Source organism: Marinomonas sp. SBI8L (genome assembly GCF_001624705.1).
In the GTDB taxonomy this organism is placed as follows: Bacteria; Pseudomonadota; Gammaproteobacteria; order Pseudomonadales; family Marinomonadaceae; genus Marinomonas.
In genome coordinates this window covers 286997-308314 of sequence record NZ_JSEO01000006.1, presented here as the reverse complement: position 1 = coordinate 308314, position 21318 = coordinate 286997, and the positions used below count along the sequence as shown (strand labels likewise).

7 protein-coding genes are annotated in these 21318 nt (G+C 44.6%); 4 read left to right on the top strand and 3 right to left on the bottom strand.

Translation table 11 applies throughout. From position 1 onward, the window contains the following. Positions 1-381: 381 nt before the first annotated feature. The 3 genes from OA91_RS11605 to OA91_RS11595 form a co-directional block, all read right to left on the bottom strand. Positions 382-630: a DUF7217 family protein gene (locus tag OA91_RS11605; RefSeq protein WP_063338360.1), complete on the bottom strand. Its 249-nt coding sequence runs from the start codon at positions 628-630 to the stop codon at positions 382-384. 187 nt (positions 631-817) lie between these two features. Next, entirely contained in the window at positions 818-2266 is a 1449-nt protein-coding gene (locus OA91_RS11600) for a diaminobutyrate--2-oxoglutarate transaminase (protein WP_231870361.1), read from the bottom strand. Positions 2267-2346: 80 nt separating this feature from the next. Further along, the gene (locus OA91_RS11595) at positions 2347-2553 is read right to left on the bottom strand and encodes an MbtH family protein (protein ID WP_063338359.1); all 207 of its coding nucleotides are present in this window, start codon (positions 2551-2553) and stop codon (positions 2347-2349) included. A gap of 227 nt (positions 2554-2780) precedes the next feature. Between OA91_RS11595 and OA91_RS11590 the strand changes: the two genes are divergently transcribed. The 4 genes from OA91_RS11590 to OA91_RS11575 all read left to right on the top strand — a co-directional run bounded on the left by OA91_RS11590 (position 2781) and on the right by OA91_RS11575 (position 21315). Further along, entirely contained in the window at positions 2781-3764 is a 984-nt protein-coding gene (locus OA91_RS11590; RefSeq protein ID WP_063338358.1) for a TauD/TfdA family dioxygenase, read from the top strand. A 114-nt stretch (positions 3765-3878) separates the two neighbouring features. Further along, on the top strand, positions 3879-6023 hold the full coding sequence (locus OA91_RS11585; RefSeq protein WP_063338357.1) for an AMP-binding protein: 2145 nt from the start codon (positions 3879-3881) through the stop codon (positions 6021-6023). Between the two features lie 2 nt (positions 6024-6025). Beyond that, positions 6026-11248: a non-ribosomal peptide synthetase gene (locus tag OA91_RS11580; RefSeq protein WP_063338356.1), complete on the top strand. Its 5223-nt coding sequence runs from the start codon at positions 6026-6028 to the stop codon at positions 11246-11248. Positions 11249-11286: 38 nt separating this feature from the next. Further along, positions 11287-21315 (top strand): non-ribosomal peptide synthetase, encoded by a 10029-nt coding sequence (locus OA91_RS11575; RefSeq protein WP_231870360.1) that lies wholly within the window; start codon positions 11287-11289, stop codon positions 21313-21315. Positions 21316-21318 lie beyond the last annotated feature (3 nt).

Here is a 21318-nt window from a genome sequence, read left to right as displayed (position 1 = left end):
AATGTCAGTTGCTTATATTGGTTGTTCATTTTTGGACGACCTTGGTGGATTGTGTGAGAACTCGAAGCCTATAGGCAACTGACTCTCTTATCTATACCAAGTGTGTCGGTTATTGCTGCAATCTAAGAAATATCAATTTTTAGAGCATATGCCATTAAAGATTAATCACAGTGATGATGGAGAGTTTATAATAGGAATACTTATAAAACATTTTGATCATGCATTTGGAGATAGTGTTTATATTGCTAAAAAACGTGTTTAAACTAAAGTAATCATAAATATTGGAATTGACGTGATAATACTAATCATTAAATTAATTGATGGCTGATGTTTGTAAACTGGAGCAATTTACGTCTCTAATTTACAAAAGAAAAACTCACTTCACCAAATTCCCAACCTCAATAACATTTGGGTGATTTCTGGGTTAGCCAACCCCACTAAGAACGGCCTTACACAAGGGTCATCCAATAACGCACTAAATCCCATCGACTTAGTCATTTGCATGTGTTGTTTGTACATATTATCCAGCATCATCACTTCATTCGAAATCCTGCCCAATATACCGGCTAAACTGCTGGCCAGTTCTGCGGTGACCCTATCAAGCAAGGCTTCAAACTCTTCAAGGGTCATGGTGCTGCATCATAATCTGTAATGCTTTGGTCCAGTTCTGTCATGCTGATGCTGGCAGCTTCTAGGAGCGGGGTTTAGCTTTCTCGATTTTAGAACGAAGCCGCTAAATAAAAACTACTTAGCGGCAAGAGGGGGGGCACTTTTTCTTTGTTTTAAGATCGCCTTAAAACCTATCTCAACCACCTAATCAGGTGGTTTTAAGTGTAACGATATCAATTGCCTCAGCTAGCCTTTCTGCAATCGTATCGACTTCTTCCTCTTTAATGATAAGCGGCGGAAGTAGGCGAATAGTTGAGCCAAAGCGGCCGCCGAGTTCGACGATTAAGCCTAACTTGAGGGCTTCTTGTTGTATTGCTCTAGCGCGTTCGCCATCTACAGGGTGTTGCCCAAGGCCATCTTTTTCTGCAAGTGGGTTAACTATCTCGACCCCAAGCATGAGTCCACGACCGCGAACATTACCCACAAGCGGGCTCTTGATCTTGGCTAAATGGGTTTTGAGTCTAGCGCCCATGTCTCTTGCATGCAGGTGAAGGTTTTCTTCTAGAAGGTGGCGCATTACAACACGGCCACTTGCGAGGGCAAGTTGGTTACCTCTAAAGGTTCCTGCGTGTGCGCCTGGTTTCCAAAGGTCAATTTCACTCTTATAGACGATGACCGCCATTGGCAGACCGCCGCCAATTGCTTTTGATAATACGATAATGTCAGGCTCAATGCAGGCGTGCTCAAAGGCAAAAATTTCGCCCGTTCTTCCCATGCCTGCTTGCACCTCATCAACTATGAGTAAAATGCCATGCTTTTGAGTGAGTCTTCTAAGGCCTTTTAGCCATTCGTTATCTGCAGGAATAGCGCCGGCTTCACCTTGCACCGCTTCAAGTATGATTGCAGCAGGTTTTAGTACGCCAGATTCTGGATCGGTCAGCATGGTTTCAAGCTGATTTAAGCTGGCTTTTACCCCGTCTTCACCAAGACCATAAGGGCAGCGTGGTGCATAAGGGTAAGGCATAAACTGTACATCGGGCACTATGGCGCCAATCGCAGATTTAGGGCCTAGGTTACCCATAATGGAAAGGGTGCCTTGGGTCATGCCGTGATAAGCACCGGAAAAAGCAAGAATGGTATTTCGCCCTGTTACTGTCTTGGCAAGCTTGATGGCTGCTTCTACAGCATCGGCTCCGCATGGGCTACAAAATTGCACGCGCGCTTGTTTTGCCATGTTAGTTGGAAGTAGCTGAAACAGTGAGTCGATAAACTCTTCTTTAACAGGCGTGGTGATATCCAAAGTTTGAAGAGGAACGCCACTATTCAGGGTTTGCGTAATGGTTTCAGCAATCTCAGGATGGCTATGACCTAATGCGAGTGTTCCGGCAGCTGCTAAACCGTCAATAAAGACTTGTTGTTCAGTGTCTTGTAAAAATATGCCTTGGCCTCTTGTTAGCGCTAAAGGGATGCGTCGAGGATAACTGCGTGCGTTTGATTCCCTATTTTCTTGATTCTCTAAGTGAATAGTCGATTCTAGAGCGCGGGTAGGTTGCTCTAAAAATGTATTTAAATTTAATGGCTCTTTATTCGAACCCTTGATCGATAACATCGTTTGATCGTGCTTTGGTACGACGATCTCGCTATTGGTGTAATTCACTGTGACTCCAAACTATAAAAAATACACTTAGAAATATTTTGCTCTAACTGAGTGCAAAGGCTATTTAACCAGTTTTTAACTTATTGATTAGCCATGGCATCCTGAAGGCTTTTAGGGCGCATATCTGTCCAATTTTCTTTAATCCAACTTAGACACTCTTCCTTGTTTCCTTGTTTTCCAGCCTGGTTCCATCCAGCAGGAATGTCTTTGTATTCAGGCCATATTGAATATTGCTCTTCATTGTTAACGACGACACTGAATGTGGTGTTTGGATTATCAAGACTCATGTTTTTCTCCGTATTCTGATCCATCAAATTGAGTATTTTTAAATGATGCTTTTTGTAAATGATATTGAGGGTGTAGTTTATAATTTAAATGCAAATAATAATCAATCTTATTCTGTTTTTTGCATAAATTGTGTATGATCGCCTCCTAATATCCACTTATATGCTGGTACATAGCAAAGTAGCTGAAGTGTTTGTGAAAATTTTTTTTAGATTTGTAGGGTTTTTTGATGCTAATTCAGAAAGAAGAAATTGTTGAGAGCAGTGTGTCTACTCGTCAGTTGGAAGGTCAAGGTCTCTTGCCGCTTGTAATTGAACCTAAAGCAGAAGTGAACTGGCGTGCTTGTTTTGCCGATATTAAAGAAGTGATCGACACTCAGTTAGAAAAAGTGGGCGGCGTTCTATTACGCGGATTCAAAGTTTCTGATGAAAAAGATTTTCAAGAGTTTGCGAAATCCTTTGGTGAAGAACTTTTAAGTTACGACTATGCCTCGACACCTCGCAGTAATGTGGAAGGTAAGGTTTATACATCAACAGAATACCCAGCTCACCAAGTGATCCCTTTGCATAATGAACAAGCTTATACCTTAAGTTGGCCAATGAGGATTTGGTTCTGTTCGTTGAAAGTGGCAGAAGAAGGTGGTGAAACACCGATTGCCGATAGTCGACAAATTTATAATTTAATTGATCCAGACATTCGCGCTCGCTTTGAGCAAAAGAAGCTCATGTATGTTCGCAATTATGGTAATGGTCTGGACTTGCCATGGGAAAAAGCCTTCAACACGGAAAGCAAGGCGCAAGTTGAATCCTTCTGTAGAGAAAATCAGATTGAATTTGAATGGTTAAACGATGATGAGTTGCGTACTCGTCAAATCTGCCAAGCCACTATTGCTCACCCAAGAACAGGTGAGAAAGTTTGGTTTAACCAAGCACACCTTTTCCACGTATCTAATTTACAACCTCATGTACGTGAAACCTTAATTTCTATCGTTGGTGAAGAGAACCTGCCTCGTAATGTTTATTACGGTGATGGCACTGCCATTGATGAAAAAGATCTAGACCATGTGCGCCAAGTAATGGACGACTGTGAAGTGAAATTCTTGTGGGAAGAAGGCGACATCATGATGCTGGATAACATGCTAGCGGCTCACGCGCGAGGCACCTTTAAAGGTGAGCGCAAAGTGGTTGTGGCTATGGCTGAGTCAAATCAATAACCCAGTAGGCAGCGAATTTCATCCGAAATCTAAGTTTTTAAAGTCCAAATTGTCAGGGCACTAACGTCATTTTAAAGCGACCTCTAAAAGAGATGAGGTCGTAGGAGAGTTTTCATGGGTCAGGATTATCTGATTGATACCCCTTCTTATTCAAATCTTATCGAACTGTTGGAGCACCAAGTAGCTTCTAATGGTAATAAAACTTGTTTTACCTTGCTGGCGAATGGTTCTGATGTCGCTGAAACGATTAGTTATGCCGAGTTAAGTACGCGTGCGCGTGCCATGGCGGTTGAGTTGAGGGCGTTTTCTGACCCGGGCGATCGAGCTATGTTGTTAATGCCAAATGGTATCGACTATATAGTGGGCTTTTTTGGCTGTATATATGCTGGGCTTATTGCGGTAACTGCCTATGCGCCGCAACAACGTCGTCGTGATTGGGGTCGTTTGAGTAGTATTTTGAAAGATTCAGATGCAAGCCTCGCGCTTTGTAGTGCTGAACATCAAGATCAGGTGAAAGCTTGGTTGGTAGATAGTGATCAAAGTTGTCAGCAATTTGTTGTGGGTGAAGAGATAATTACCTCAGCAGAACAATGGGTCATGCCAAACATTCATGCTGATAGTGTGGCTTACCTACAATACAGCTCAGGTTCAACCGGTTCGCCAAAAGGCGTGATGCTGGGGCACGGTAATTTAATACACAATACGGCTTTAATTGTGCAAGAGTTCTCAATAACTGAGAGCGCAAATGTCGTGACTTGGTTACCTATGTACCATGATATGGGGTTTGTAGGTGGTGTCTTGGCGCCTATATGTGCTGGTACCTCTGTATGGTTACTGCTCCCACCTGTTGTTTTGCAAGCACCATTCCTTTGGCTTAAGGCCATTTCTGATTATAAAGCGGCTGTGAGTGGTGGGCCGAACTTTATCTATGAGCATTGTGTTGCACGAGTCAGTGAAGAGCAAAAACAGGCACTAGATTTAAGTCATTGGCGTTTTGCAGCAAATGGTGCTGAGCCAATTCATACAGCGACTTTGGAAAAGTTCAACCAAGCTTTTGCTGAATGTGGACTGTCTGCAAATACACTAAAACCTTGTTATGGCATGGCAGAGACCTGCTTGTTTGTCACTACTACGGCCAGTGATCAGCCGAGTCGAAGTGTTCAGCTTGATAAGGCCGAGCTGCAAAAAGGTAAGCTGGTAAGAGCAAATGTTACTCACTCAAATGATGATGCCTTGTTGGATGAGCTGGTGTCTGTGCCTTCTTCTGGTCGTTTGAATGACCAAATGTCTGTTTGCATTGTTGACCCTGAAACTAAGCAAGTACTTGCAGATGACAGGGTGGGGGAGATTTGGATTCGCGGTGGTAGCGTAGCACAAGGTTATTGGAATAAGCCTGAAGTGAATGCCGAGGTATTCAATAATGAAGTACTTTGTGATCCACAAACTACCAAAGATGTTGCTGAAAATAACGGAGGCTATTTACGTTCAGGTGATCTTGGCTTCATTTTAGATGGCTGGCTTTATGTCAGTGGTCGTGCAAAAGAAGTTGTCATAGTGAATGGTCGAAATCTTTATCCTCAAGATATTGAAGCAAGCGTACAGGCGGTTGATGAAGGTCTAGCGCCACATGGTGGGGCCGTGTTCCAAACAACAGATAATCAAGTTGTCTTGGTACAAGAAGTCACTCGCCAAGGCATGCGTAGCAAAAACTATGAAGAAACTATTCTAAGCATTCGCCAAGCGGTTGCTGAAGAGTATGAAATTAGCCTGTCGGTGGTGGTGTTAATTAAACCTGTGTCATTGGCAAAAACGACATCGGGTAAAATTCAGCGCCTTAAAAACCGCGATTTGTACGAACAAGGTGCCTTAAATGCGGTAGCGCAATGGCAGAAAGATGGCGAAGCAGAAAACACTCATAAAGAGAAGGTGTCTGATGAACCTGAACTGAAATCAGGTGATGCAGAATCGATTTCTCACTGGATGTGTTATTGGATCGCACAGCGTTTGCAGGTTGCTATTGATGATGTGAATCCGGAGCAAAAGCTAGCTGGAACAGGGCTTGATTCGGTTGATTCAATGACATTAACTCACGAGCTTTCTCTGCGCCTTAATCTTGATCTATCAGCGGAATTAATTTGGCAATACCCGACCACCAAGGCGTTGGCAGCATACCTTGCATCGACTTCAGTTATCTCCAAATCTCAGGAAGTGGATCTAGATGTAAATGAAGACGAATGCCTGCTTGAGGGAGAGATTTAATCATGGTTTCTCAAATAAACAGCGCTAAAAAAAATAGCCCTCAGACAAGCAGTACTCAAACCGTCCTTCCACTACTTAGAGAGTGTTGGTTAAAAGGCGTCACCTTAACGCTAAACCAAGGTAAGTTAACCTTTAAAGCTGCAAAAGGTGTGATGGATCAAGCTCTGCTTGCTCAAATACGGACTAATAAAGCGCTTATTATTGAGGCGCTAACTCAGCAGTCAGATTATTTTGCACCAAGACCTTTAGGGCTTAATGAGAAATCCCTTTGGTTCTTATATCGCATGGCGCCTGAGAGCTCTGCTTATAACATGGCTTACGCAATTAAGCTGAATAGCTGTGTAACCCTTGACGCAGTTCAACAAGCCTTTGTTGAATTATTAAAACGTCATCCTATTTTGCGTAGTGCTTATGGGGAGCGAGATGGAGACCCTGTTCAATGGTTGGCAACGTCAGATAGCCAGCAGGGTATAGACGGTATAGAGAGCAGTCATAGCCTGTCTGTACTGTCGCTAAATAATGCTAACCAAAAGCAAATTAATGGCTGTGTTTCCCGTGAAGCGGACAAGGCTTTGAAGTTGGATGAGGGGCAGGTGTGTCGTGGTGCGTTACTGGCCAATACCCTAGGTGACGAGCAACATCTTTACTTAACTATGGTGATTCACCATATCGCGGCTGACTTCATGTCATTTGAAGTCTTGCGCCAGGAGCTTCTGCAATTATTAGGTGGCCAAAACATTGATAAACTGGACGCTCAGCCTGTTGAAAGCACAAGTTATCGTGATTGGTGTGCCAAGCAGCAACAAAGCGTATTAACAGGGGAAGCGACAGAGCAATTTTGGCTAGCGCAATTGGCCGACTTGCCGCAACTTAATTTACCAACAGACTTCCCGCACAGTGCTAAAACAGGCTCAGACGGGGAAGAGATTCAATTTAATTTGACTAAATCTCAAGGGGCGCAATTACGACAGCAATGTCGTCAATTGGAAGTGACGCCTTATGTTTGGTTTATGTCTGCGTTTCAATGGTTTATGGGGCGTTTATCTGGCCAAGATGATTTTATTATTGGTACCCCAAGTTCTGGTCGATTGTCCTCAGAAGATGCTCGACTAGTCGGGTATTTGGTTAACCCATTAGCCCTAAGGTGTCGACCTGATTTACTTCAGGGTTTTGATGCTTGGGTCGCGCAAGTTGATGAACAAACACAGCAGGTAATGAGGCATCAAGGATACCCATTTTCTGCCTTGATCGAAAAGTTAGACGTGAAGCGTGAAGCGGGTCGATCACCTGTTTTCCAGCATATGTTTACTCTAAACCACGAGAGACCAGAAGCAGGTATGCAAGGCATCGTGGAAGCTGAGCTGCTAGCGGAGCAGCGTGGTGCTGCCCATGATTTGAACTTAGTCGTTGTCGATAATCGCACCGGTTTTCTTGGCAAATGGCGTTACAACAATAGTTTATATCGCCGTGAAACCGTTGAAAGTATTCGTGATAGCTTTATCCATTTTATCAATCAGCTGCTGAAAAATGTGTCACAACCTTTGGCATCTTTGGATTTAGCAAGCGCAGAGACGGCTTCGGTATTAATTGGTGAAACACTTGCGCCAGTGACAGACACAGCATGGAATGCATTTGCAAACATTGCTCAAACACAGCCAGATAATATTGCTCTAAAAAATGAAAGTCAGTCCCTGAGTTATGCTGACTTGATGCAAAAGGTCGATCTTGTTGCTGTGTTCTTGCAGCAAAAAGGGGTTAACTCCGGTAAACGTGTTGGTATCTGTTTAGAGCGAAGTGTTGAGCAGATCGTTGCTATGTTGGCTTGTTGGCGTTTAGGAGCGACCTATGTAGCGATGGATCACAAGTGGCCTGATAGCCGATTGCAGTTTATCTGCCAAGATGCAGAGTTAGTGCTTGTGGTGGGCCATGATGAAGGTGCTTTTGAGAGCTCAGAAAAAACAGAAAGCCTAGAAAAAACTGAAAGCCTAGAAAATACAGAGACTCCAAGTTGGTTGCCAGAAGCGTGTCTTTGGGTAAATCAGTCTACGTTCTCTTCTGAATCGACTCTTTCTTCTCAAGAGAGGGGCGATCTTTCGCAAACAGACGCTTTGGCTCAAAGTCAGCTTCCGGGTGAAAAGGATGTGGCTTATGTGATTTACACCTCAGGCTCAACTGGGCAACCTAAAGGGGTGGAAGTCAGTCAATCTAACTTGATTCACTATGTCACAGGTGTGCTGGATCGTTTGCAATTGTCTGAGAAGGCAAGCCTAGCTTCCCTTGCCAGCAATGGTGCTGATCTAGGTTATACCGCCATTTACGGGGCATTATTGAGTGGCCGTACACTGCGTTTGTTAGCAGAAGATTTAGCCTTTGATGCTGAAGCGCTGGCGGAGGAGTTAGCTGAGTCTCCAGTGGATTGCCTTAAGATTGTGCCTTCTCATTTAAATGGCATCTTGCTGGCAACAGCACGTTCAGAGTGGTTGCCAAGTGAAGCCTTGATTCTTGGTGGTGAAGCCATATCGCCAGAGCTAGTTGCCAAAGTTTCTGTTCGCAAAAAGACCATGTCTATTTTTAACCACTATGGCCCGACAGAAACGACTATTGGCGTCGTGGCTAAAAAGCTTGATTTATTTAGTGAGGGTGTCGCCCTAGGACGACCTTTAGCGAACGTAGAAACACGCGTTGTTGATGCCTGTGGGCGAGTTGCACCACAAGGCTTTGCTGGTGAATTAGAAGTCTCTGGTCCGACCTTAGCAAATGGCTATCTTGGTCAAACAGAATTAACCAAAGAGCGCTTCCATCAGATCGATGGAAAGTCTTGGTATCGTACGGGTGATAGGGTGAAGCAAGTGGGTGAAGCGCTTTACTTTATTGGTCGTAGTGACTTTCAAATTAAGATTCGAGGCTATCGTGTTGAGCCAGGCGAAGTTGAAGCTTGGCTAAAGCAGCATCTTGATGATGCTGTCGTACTGAATGTGCCTGATGAAAGACAAAATAATCGACTCGTCACTTATATTGTTACTGATGAAGAAGAAGGTAAGGCTTCTTCTATCAATGAGAAGTTGGATTCTCTTAAAGCTAATATGTTGTCTGAATTGCCGGACTATATGGTTCCTGCTGTTTGGATTCCGCTAGAGAGCTTGCCTCTTTTAGGAAACGGAAAGCTAGATCGCAAAGGCTTGCCTGATGCAGATGCTTATATTGAAAAGGCCAATCTAGTTGAATCTAATGTCAGCGAAAGCACATCACTTACGCCTACAGAAGGTGCCTTACTGACTATTTGGCAGACATTACTGGGTAAGCCTGCGCTGACCATACATGATAACTTTTTTGCAAATGGCGGCGACTCGATTCTAGGCTTGCAGATTATTGCCAAGGCGAAAAAAGAAGACATCACCCTAACGCCTAAAGCCATTTTTGAGCATCAAACCGTTGCTGAGCTTGCCTTGGTAGCAAAAACACCTGAAAAGCCAGAAAACAAACTGGAAAAGGCTTTACTTGAAATTGCTAAAGACGTTTTAGGGAAGCCAAACCTCACCGCAAAGGATAATTTTTTTGCGGTCGGTGGTGATTCAATACTGAGTTTGCAGATCATAGCGAAAGCCAAAGCAGCGGGTATTGCATTGACACCAAAGCAGGTGTTTGAACATCAAACAATGGCAGAGCTCGCCCTTGCTGCACAAGAGGCAAATACCGCTAAGGCTTCATCAAATAAAGCTGAAACAAGTTCGAAAGAAATTGTTCTTCCTAGTGAGCCATTTGCGCTTACCCCAATACAAGCATGGTTCTTTGAGCAGCAAAGCGAGACACCACAGGAAAGTTTATCCCATTGGAATCAGTCGCTTCTGCTTGACGCTAGTATCGACTTAGATTTAGTCGCTTTACGTGCGGCCGCTCTGAAATTGGTAGAGCGTCACCCAAGCTTACGTTTGGCATTTTCTAAAGGATCAGAGCAATCCCTTGAAGTTTGGCAGCAGATTTATCAGCCGATTGAGTCAAACTGGGGAGAGCGTTTAGTTCAGGAATATGATGGCGAAGATGTTAACGCAGGGGATGTAAATAGCCCTGTTCTGGCCTCACTGCAATCTGATTTTAAACTCGATCAAGCACCTCTTGTTAAATTTGTGTGGCTGTCAAAATCGAAGCAACTGCTATGTGCCGCTCATCACTTGATTATGGATGCAGTCAGTTGGCAAGTATTACTACAAGATCTTCATGCTTATTATAAAGCTGCGTTAACTAACCAGTCTGACGCTTTATCTGCTTCAGATGTGGCGCGTTTCGATCAGTGGCAAGATTTCCTAGCTGAGCGAGCAATCCAACTGGATGTAGAGGCGGCTACTGCTTATTGGACATCTCAGATTCAAACTGAGTTGCCACAAGTGGATGCCAATAATACTTATCAAAATAGCCAACAGCTTAGCCTTAGTTTAAGCCAAGAGCTCACTCAGAAATTGCTAGGTGATGCCAATGTGGCTTACAAAACCCGTGTGCAGGAGTTATTACTGACCGCCTTGGCAAAAGTGCTAGGGCAATGGCAGCAATTGCCAGATGTGACCATAGAACTTGAAGGTCATGGACGAGAATCTGGTGACAGTGACTTGGATTTGTCCACCAGTATTGGCTGGTTTACTAGCCGCTTCCCGCAGAAATTATCTGCCGTAGTGGACTGGGAATCTGCATTGATTCACAACAAAGAGCAACTGCGCCGCCTACCGGAAAAAGGCTTGGAATATGGCCTATTAAGGTATTTGAGTCTCTCTGGTTATGGTACAGACACTGGCTCTCAAGAAGCAGCAGCCAAGCCAAGCTTTAAGCAAACCTTTAATGAGAGAAGTCACAGTTTTGTGTCCTTTAACTATTTAGGGCAACAAGACGGATTAGCCGGGGATAGCCCATTCTCATTATCCACGCCTTTATGTCCTGGCATGAAAGCCGCGACGGCACTACGACCTCATGTTTTAGATATTAATGCTGTTATTTTGTCGGGTGAGTTACATCTTGAATGGACTTACCCAGCATCAAATCAACAGGAAAATAGCGAAAACAGCCATGACCTTTATGCCTGTGTGCCTGATATTGCCGAGAACTATATGAATGAATTGGTCTTGCTGATTGAGCATTGCTGCCACCCAAATACGGGTCGTGCGACGGCCGTAGACTTTCCTGACGCTGACATCACAGACGCGGAATTTATTGATTTACTTGCAGAATTGGAGGCCTGAGAGCGAAAGCTCTCATAAGACTGACTATGAAGAACCTAATGACTTCAATTTCTCATGCATCACCAGAAATGAATGCTTTGTCGAATAAAATTGAATCGATTTACCCACTTGCCCCTATGCAAGAAGGCTTGTTATTTCATACCTTGATGAATCCTGAACAAGGTATGTATCTACTACAATATCGCCACGTTATGGAGATGGAATCTCTTGATTTTGAGGCGTTTCAGCGAGCTTGGAATGCGGTAGTACAGCGTCACGAACTGCTTAGAACGGCATTTGTCTGGAAGCAGCAAAAGCGTCCTTTGCAAGTTGTTTTTAAAGACGTTGATTTACCTGTTGAGTTAATGGATTGGCGTGGTGTCAGTGAGCAAGAGCAGCAACAAAAGTTAGAAGCTCTGTTAGCCCAAGAAAGACAAGAAGAGCTGGACTTTAATAAAGCGCCTGTTATGCGTGTGCGCCTTATTCAACTGGATGAAAAGCGTTATCAGTTTGTCCGTAGTTATCATCATATCTTGATGGATGCTTGGTGCTTCTCATTAATCATGATGGACTTTTTGACTTATTACCGCGCTTTTGCAAAAGGAGAGCTGGTAACACTTCCAAAACCACGTCCTTATCAAGACTTTATTCGCTGGCTACGTGAACAACCTGCTGATACCCACAAAGGTTTTTGGCAGCAAAGGCTCGCTGGTTTTGATGTACCTACCTCTCTTGGTATCCGTGAGCCTAAACAATATTTAGAGGCTGATTCTGTTGTTGACCTTGTCGAGCATCTAAGTGTTGATGACACCGCCAAACTACAAGCTTTAGCGGCACAAAATAAAGTGACACTTAATACCCTAATACAGGGGGCTTGGGCGTTATTGCTAAACCGATACAGTGGTGAGCAAGATTTGCTTTTTGGTGTGACTGTGGCAGGTCGTCCGACGCATATGGAAGGCATTGAATCCATTGTTGGCTTGTTTATTAATACTTTGCCGCTTCGTTGGAATGTTAGACCAACCGCGTCTTTAGGTGAATGGCTGCGTGCCTTACAAACTGAAAACCTTGCTTTGCGTGAGCATGAAACCAGCTCCTTGGCTGATATTCAACAATGGAGCGATGTTGAGGGGCAGGATCTATTTCAAAGTTTGTTCGTGTTTGAGAACGCCCCAATGGATGCGGGTTTGAGTCAGGAAAACCTTGAGTTTATCGTCCAAAATGCGACTAACAGAACCCATACTAACTACCCAATTACTGTGGTGATTATTCCTGGTGAGTCTCTGCATTTGCAATTGACCTATCAAGGCCAAGACTTCTCCCATGATGCAGTAAGTATCATGTTGGGCCATTTTAAAACCCTATTGCTGTCTATGTTGACGCTTGATTCAAAGGCGACTTTGAGTCAATTGCCTATGTTACAAGCCGAAGAAGTCGAGCAACAAAAGCTATGGTCTGAGGGTGACAAGTTTGATTTGGGCGAGAGCTATATTGAGCGTTTTGAAGCGCAAGTTAAAGCTAATCCAAATAAAGTCGTCGTCAGTGATGGTGAAACGACACTGACCTATGCGTCATTGAATCAGCGAGTTAATGCCTTGACTCAGAATTTAATTCAGCAAGGTGTCAAAGTCGATAGCGTGGTTGCTCTTTTAGGTGAGCGTAATAGCGATTTTCTGGTCATGATATTAGCGGTACTAAGATCGGGTGCTGCGTATTTACCACTCGACTCTAGTCATCCTTCATTACGTATTGCTCAAGTCTTAAAGCAAAGCCGATCGAGCTTGGTATTGGCAAATCCTCAGTTTGAAGGCTTGGCTCTAGAAGCTTTGTCAGAATCTGCCATGTCAGAGAGAGATTTAGATGCTGATAAGCCGAGTGTCGCAACCTATGAGGCAGGCAAATGGTCTACCTGCTGTGATGCTTCTGCTGGCTATGAGGTTTCTTCTAGCTGCGAATTGGCTCTTGATTCTGCTAAAACGCCAGATCATAAGCTGGCTGGACAAAACCTAGCCTATGTCATTTTCACTTCTGGCTCTACCGGCACGCCAAAAGGTGCCATGGTGACTCGAAATGGCATGTTGAATAATATGTTGGGTAAATTTGCGCCTTTGCAATTAACCGATCAAGATGTCATTGCTCAAACCGCCTCTCAATGTTTCGACATCTCTGTCTGGCAGTTTTTGATTGCGCCCATTCTTGGGGCAAGAGTCGAAATTCTACCTGATTGTATAAGCCAAGATCCTGCTCGATTAGTCACTGAAATTGATCGTCGTTGTATCACCGTCTTAGAGCCAGTGCCAGCCTTAATTCAAGGCATGCTTGCTACTGAAACACCAGACTCTAAGTCGTCTTTGTCGACACTAAGATGGGTCTTACCAACAGGTGAAGCCTTACCGCCCGTATTGGCTCAGCAATGGATAGAGCAATATCCTGCTATTCCTTTAATGAATGCCTACGGCCCGGCTGAGTGTTCAGACGATGTTGCCTTTTATCCTATTGTGGATCGCCTTAGTGACCAAGTACTGCATGTGCCAATTGGTTCAGCAACAGCGAATAACCGTCTCTACTTATTAAGCCCTGAACTTGAGTTGGTGCCAATCGGTGCGATTGGTGAAATTTACGTGGCAGGTACGGGTATTGGCCGTGGTTATCTTAATGAGCCTGAGCGTACAGCGGGTGTTTTCCTACCGAATCCGTTTTCGAATAATGGCGAGCGTATATATCGTACGGGTGATCTTGCCCGTTACTTAGCAGATGGTAGTTTGCAATATGTAGGGCGAGTCGATTATCAAGTTAAGGTACGTGGTTATCGTATTGAGTTGGGTGAAATTGAGTCTAGATTGGCTCAGCACCCAGATGTTGATGAAGTGGTATTGCTTGCGGCGAATGATAAAAAGCGCGGTAAGGTGCTGGTGGCATACATAGCGGGTGAAACACTAAATGCTGTAACAAAAGAGCAGCATGAGCAAAATAACTGGAGCGAGCTGCGTGATTTTGTGGCCCAAGGTTTACCGGATTACATGATACCGAGTGCTTTTGTTTGCTTGCCAAAACTCCCTCGTAATAACAACGGTAAAGTCGATCGTAAGCAGCTACCGAGTGTGGACTTTAACAAACAACTCGGGGCAGGCTATGTTGCGCCTAAAACGGATTTACAAGTGTCCTTATGTGAGACTTGGCAATCGTTGCTTGGCTTGGATCGTATTGGTATCCATGACAACTTCTTTGAGCTGGGTGGACACTCCTTATTAGCCACTCAAATGGCGGGACAATTAACGCGCTTATTGAGCCGAGAAGTGCCTCTTCGAAGTATTTTTGAACAGCCGACAATTGCTTTACTAGCGAGCTGGATTGACGCGAATGAGGGGCAAAATGTACTGCCACCGCTGAAATCTGCGCAAGAGAATAACAAGTCTTCCAGCCAAAATGAGAATGTAAAACTCTCTTGGTCACAACAACGCATGTGGTTCTTACAGCAATTGGACCCAGAAAGTGCCGCTTACAATTTACCGGCAGCGATTCGAATTCATAAAACGCCTGAAGGCAAAAAACTTAGCGTGACTGTGGCTGAACAAGCCCTGAATAGCATTATTTCTCAGCATGATATTCTGAGAACTCACTTTGTAGTTGAGCAGGGTGAACCTGTTCAGGTGATTTCTCCAAAGGGCGACATTTCAATTTCTGTATCGCACCTAGAAACAGAGAATGAATCCTTATCTGAATCTGCAGTCTTAGATAAAGCGCTCAAAGCGGATGCCATGCAGCCGTTTTCATTGGATCAAGGTCCTTTGTTACGTGTGAGTTTGTATGAGCTTGAGCACAGCCAAGTGTTGGCATTTAACTGTCATCATATTATCGCTGACGCTTGGTCTTTGCGTCTTTTGGTTGACCAGTTCTGCAAAATTTATCAAACCATTGTGAATGACCAAGCCGTTGCTTTGGCAGCCCCAGAATTACAATACTCAGACTATGCACTTTGGCAAAGAGAGCTGATGGATGAGGGCCATTTAGAATCGCAACTAGACTACTGGAAGACGCTGCTTCAGCCAAAAGAGCAGTCTACGTCTGATGAGTCATTAGCACTGCCTGTTTTATCCCTTAGTAGCGACTATCCAAGACCAGAACAGCCAAGTGGAGAAGGCAAACGTTATGTGACCACCTTGTCAGCGAGTATTGCCCAAAAGCTGACTGACTTTGATCGCACGGCTGGGCGCAGTCATTTTGCCTCTACCATGGCGGCATTCCAGTTGCTATTAGGTGCTTACAGTGGTCAAAAAGATATTCTGATTGGTGTGCCAGTGGCTAACCGTCACCATGCACAGACCCAAGACATATTTGGCTGCTTCATTAATACCTTGGTACAGCGTGCTGATCTGACGCCGACTCAAAGTGTTGAGCAGTTAATTGAATCGATTGTCGAGCAGGCGCAACAAGCCCAAGCGAATCAAGACTTGCCATTCGATTACTTGATTGACCAGTTGGGCGTTGATCGCCAGACAAGCTATAACCCGCTATTTCAATCCATGTTTAATTACCTGTCTGGTAAGGCGCTAGATCAATTAGATCTTGGTGGCCTTGAGGTAGCCGCCATAGATAACCGTCCAGACACGGCATTATGTGATTTCAAACTGGATGTACAGGCTCATGAAGGGACATTTAATTTAAGCTTCGAATACAGCACTGAGTTGTTCCATCCAGATACGGTTATTCGTATGGCGAATGACTTTGAGCGTATTTTGGAATGGATGCTTGAGAATCCAGAGTCTGAGCTGACTCAGATGGATTTATGGCAACCGACTGCTACTGAGATGTTAGAGGTTGAGTTGACTCCTAAGGCCAAGAGTGTTTTGAGTCAGTTTGCAGAGCAGGTTAGAAATCAGCCTGACGCTATTGGTGTTCAAGGTGGAGAAGCGGATTCAAGCCCTCTTACTTATGCCACGCTTGATAAGCATAGTGATCGTTTAGCGATTCAGTTACAGAAATCAGGCATCAAACAAGGTGATCGAATCGCTCTTTGTGTCGATCGAAATCAACATATGTTGGTTTGTATCTTGGCGGTTCTTAAGTCTGGTGCGGCCTATGTGCCGATTGAACCTGAATGGCCAGCAGATCGTATGGCTTATGTTTTGGCGCACTCAAGCCCAGCACTATGTTTGGTTAATGGAGCATATCAAAGCAAGGTAACAGAGCTTCAGCCTGAGTTAGCTTGTTTGGCTATAGGTGCTGATACTTGGGTTGAATTAGCCAATGATGATAGCGATAGCCAAGTAACGGCAGAACAATCTCATGTTTATACAGAAAAGCCAGATACAGAAAGGGCAGATACAGAAAAGCCAGATCAACTGGCTTATATTCTGTACACCTCAGGGTCAACAGGGCGACCTAAAGGGGTGGAGATCAGTATCGATAATCTTGCGCATTTATGTCGTGAGTTATCTGGTCGTGTTCCGCTTTCAGCTAAGGACAAGGTACTGTCTCTGACAACCTACTGCTTTGATATTTCCATTGTTGAGCTCTTGTATCCATTGACACAGGGCGCCAGCATCTTGGTTGCATCCAATGAACAAGCTAAAGATCCTCGTCTTTTGGATCAGTTACTTGATACGTCTGCAAATCACACCCCTGTCAGCTTAATGCAAGCAACACCTGCCACTTGGAGTATGTTGTTAGCTCGCTCTCGTCGCTCCCTTGATGGGGTGACGGCAATTGCTGGTGGTGAAGCCTTGAGCGCAGAACTAGGGCGTCAAATTCTGATGCGTGGCGCAAAGCTGATTAATGGCTACGGCCCGACAGAAGTGACGGTTTATTCTACCTTCCACCCTGTCACACTTGCTGATTGTGATGGTGCAACAGCGAGTGCAACGCTACCAATCGGTAAGGCAGTAAAAGGGTTATCTGCCCATGTCTTAGATGGCGCAATGCGCTCTGTGCCTGTGGGTGTAACCGGTGAGCTTTATTTGAGTGGGGACGGTGTGGGTCTTGGTTATCATAAGGCCGCTGATTTAACCGAAAAAGCCTTTGTTGCTAATCCCTATAGCACTGCATTTGCTGGACATGAACGTTTCTATAAGACAGGTGATTTAGTGAGTCGTCGAGTTGATGGCACGTTAGATTATCTAGGACGAAATGACTTCCAAGTGAAATTGCGTGGATTCAGGATTGAGCTAGGTGAAATAGAAGCCTTGTTGCCTCAACTTGATGGTGTTGATAATGCGGTCGTCTTGTTAGAGGGCAAAGGTGATCAAGCAAAATTAGTCGCTTATTGGAGCGGTGAGCAAGACGAATCCACTGTCTTGCGCGAACATCTGTCGAAGAGTCTGCCTGAATATATGGTGCCTACTTTGTGGCAATGGCTAGAAGTCTTGCCACAAAATGCCAATGGTAAGGTAGATCGTGCAGCACTAAAGGCTTTGACTCTTCCGAGTTTGGCGAGTGCGCAGTCTCAAACCGGCGAGCGAACAGCCCCTCAAAGCCTTTGGGAAAAACGTCTTGCTGGCATATGGAATCAGGTCTTGTTGGGTCGTACAGATGAGCTTGTTGATAAGACTCTTGATAATAGCAGTGAGCAAATGGACATTGCCCGTGAAGATAATTTCTTCTCGCTCGGTGGTCATTCCCTACTAGCTGCACGTATTGTGGCGGCATTGGCAGAAGACTTTGCGGTGGATGTGCCGCTTCGTAGCCTATTTGAAAAGCCGACATTAATGGCTCTAGCAGCAGAGATTGAGCTGCTTGAACAGTCGACAGATGATAGCCGACCTTTCATTATCCCGTCTCGTAAGATGGCTGAAGCATCATCAGGTGCGAACCTGTTTCCTATGCATGCGACGCAAAAACGTCTTTGGTTCTTAGAAAAGTTCAGCGGTGCAAGCCGAGCTTATCAGCTGACTTTATCTTTAAGAGTGAAAGGTAAGCTTAATTTAACCGCCCTACGACAGGCGCTAGCCGTATTAATGTCAGAGCAAAATAGCCTGCGTACTATTTTTGTAGAGCAAGACGGCGACTTGTATCAAGAAGTACTTGCTGGCACAGAGACTTGTCATCTTATGGTACCGCTTAATGTACATACTCTTGATTCGAACTTGTTTGAACAGGCGAATGAGACATTATTGGTGGATACTTTGCGTGATTTATCTAATCAAGCATTTACCCCAGAAGAAAAGCCACCATGGCGTTTAGACGTGCTTGAATCTGAGCAGGTTGAAGAACATGTTTTACAGCTGTGTATGCACCATCTCATTGCAGATGCTTGGTCTTTAAAAGTCTTCTTTGATGAGTTGCAGACTTTGTATTCGGACTCAGTGGCAGATGCATTCAATATTGAAGAACGTGAATCACTGCCTTATCAATTTGGTGATTATGCAAGCTGGTGGCAAGGTTCAGAAACCCGTAACACGCTTCAGCAGCAGCTTAACTATTGGAAAGAGAAACTAGCAGGCGAGCAGCCGTTATTGGACCTGCCGACGGACTTCCCTCGACCAAAACAGTTAAGTTCTGAAGGTCAGCGTTATCGTTTCAAGTTACCTGAAAATCTGGTTGCTCAGCTAAAGCAGCAAAGTTCACAACGTCAGGTGACGGCCTTTGTTCCTTTGCTTAATGCATGGCAGTTATTGCTGTCTCGTTACAGTGGCCAAGATGATATTCAGATTGGTATCCCAGTGGCGAATCGTCAACAGGCTTATAGCGGCAAATTAATTGGTTATTTTGCCTCTACCCAAGTGGTTAAAGCGCCACTTGCGTTACAGGATAGGGTGGAAACAAGCTGGGAGCGTCTACAGCAAACTCTAACAGAGGCGCAGCAAAATCAGGATCTTCCTTTTGAACAGCTGGTTGGAGCACTTGATTTACCAAGAGATAACGGCCGTGCACCTTTGTTCCAGTCTCTATTTAACCTGATTCAATTGGACTCAGATTCTCACTTTGCTGGCTTCACTACTGAGCGAATCAAGTTAGATGAAGGCACGGCGTTGAGTGAAATCGGAATGCAGATTGAGCAAGGCCAGAATGAACAAGGTAAGAGTGAATGGTTCTGCGTGTTGGAATACAGCAGCGAATTATTCCTGTCAGACACCATGGCGCGTTACGCTCGCCACTATCTAAACCTGTTGAAAGGCATGCTGTCTGAGCCGCAAAAACTGTTATGTCAAATAGAGATATTGTCCGAATCAGATGGCCATTTAAATGGCAATTTAGATGAGACGTTAGGACAAGGCTTTAATGATACAAGCGGTGAGCTGAAAGACGATTATGATTTGGTCCGTCGTTTCGAATCACAGGTGGAAAGCACGCCAGAGGTGATCGCTATTCGCTTCCATGATGAATCTATGAGTTATCGACAATTAAATGCCGAGGTTAACCAACTTGCTCATTATCTGATGGATAAAGGGGTAGGGGCAGAGCAAAAAGTGGCTATCTTGCTTGATCGTGGCTCGCTAGTGGTGATTGCTCATCTAGCTGTATTAAAGGCTGGGGGGGCTTATGTTCCACTTGATCCTGCTCAACCTGCAGAAAGGCTGAGTTATATCTGTCAGCATGCAAAACCTAGTTTGTTAATCACTCAGAAAGAAAACAGTAGTTTGGTTGATTCTAGTGTTGATGTACTTTCTCTGAACTCCCTTCCTAGTGAAGGTGTTTTAGCCTTCAATCAAGAAAGTGTTTTGATCAATCATGATTGGAATCTAAACCCATCTAGAAGCATTCACTATAGCCAATTAGCCTATGTGATTTACACCTCGGGCTCTACGGGTAAGCCTAAAGGGGTAGCTATTAGTCGAGGTAACTTAGCGAACTTCCTTCATGGTATGGGACAAAAAATCGCCATTTCTGAAACGGATTCTTGGTTGGCGGTGACGACTACCTCATTTGATATTAGTGCCCTCGAAATCTACTTACCTCTATTACAAGGTGCGACGCTCTTGTTAGCGGATAGCCAGCAAACTATGGACGTTGATGCTTTGTTTGAGCTGCTCAGTCAAGCCACAGTCTTTCAGGCGACGCCGACAAGTTGGCAAATGCTATTGACTAAGAATGACGCTGTTTGGCCAGCATTGAAAGGCATTGTTGGAGGAGAGGCAGTACCTAACTATCTGGCTAAAAAGCTGATGGAAAAAGGTGTCACTCTAGTAAATGCCTATGGGCCAACTGAAACCACAATATGGTCAACGACTCTTTCGTTCAATGAGAAAGGTGCTGTTGAAAAAGGCATAAGCGAAGACGGTGTGGCTGCCATTGGTACGCCTATTCTGAATAACCGCTGTTACATATTGGATGATCATTTACAGCCTGTGCCACTTGGTGCAACCGGTGAATTGTATATAGCGGGTGAAGGTGTGGCACGTGGTTATCAAAATGCCCCAGATCTTACTGCGAGCGTCTTTATGCCAGACCCATTTAGCCAAGATGGTTCACGTTTATATAAAACGGGCGATCTTGTGCGTCTTGGTGTGAATGGCGTGCTTGAATACATTGGTCGCAGTGATTTTCAGATTAAGGTTCGTGGCTTCCGTATCGAGCTTGGTGAGATTGAAAACAGCTTGCGCAAATTTGAGGGCGTGTCTGAGGCTGTCGTCGTTGCAGATGATAAACAGCGCTTAGCGGCCTTCCTGCAAACACAAGAAAGCATTTCCAGCCTAACCATGCGTGAACGATTAGAGGCTGAGCTACCTGCTTACATGGTGCCTTACCAGTGTGTTTGTGTGAGTGAGTTTGCCCTTAACAGTAACGGTAAAATTGATCGTAAAGCCTTGACTTCTCAAGCCTCAGAACTTGAGATTCAAACCACATCAAATATGGCGCAAAGCCGTGCGCTAGAAGGGGATGTTGAACACCGTCTTGCTGATATTTGGCAGGCATTACTTGGCACCTCACCAAGAGCAGAAGATAGCTTCTTTGCACTAGGTGGTCACTCTTTATTGGCGATGCAAATGATCGCGAAAGTGGAAGCCGAGTTTGGCATTCGTTTGGCACTGCAATCCCTTTTTGAGAAACCGACAATTGCTGCATTAGCAGAACAAATTACTGGCTCTGATGAGCAACAAGATGATGAGCTGGACTTTATGGATCAGTTGCTCAGTGAATTTGAAGATTAGGAA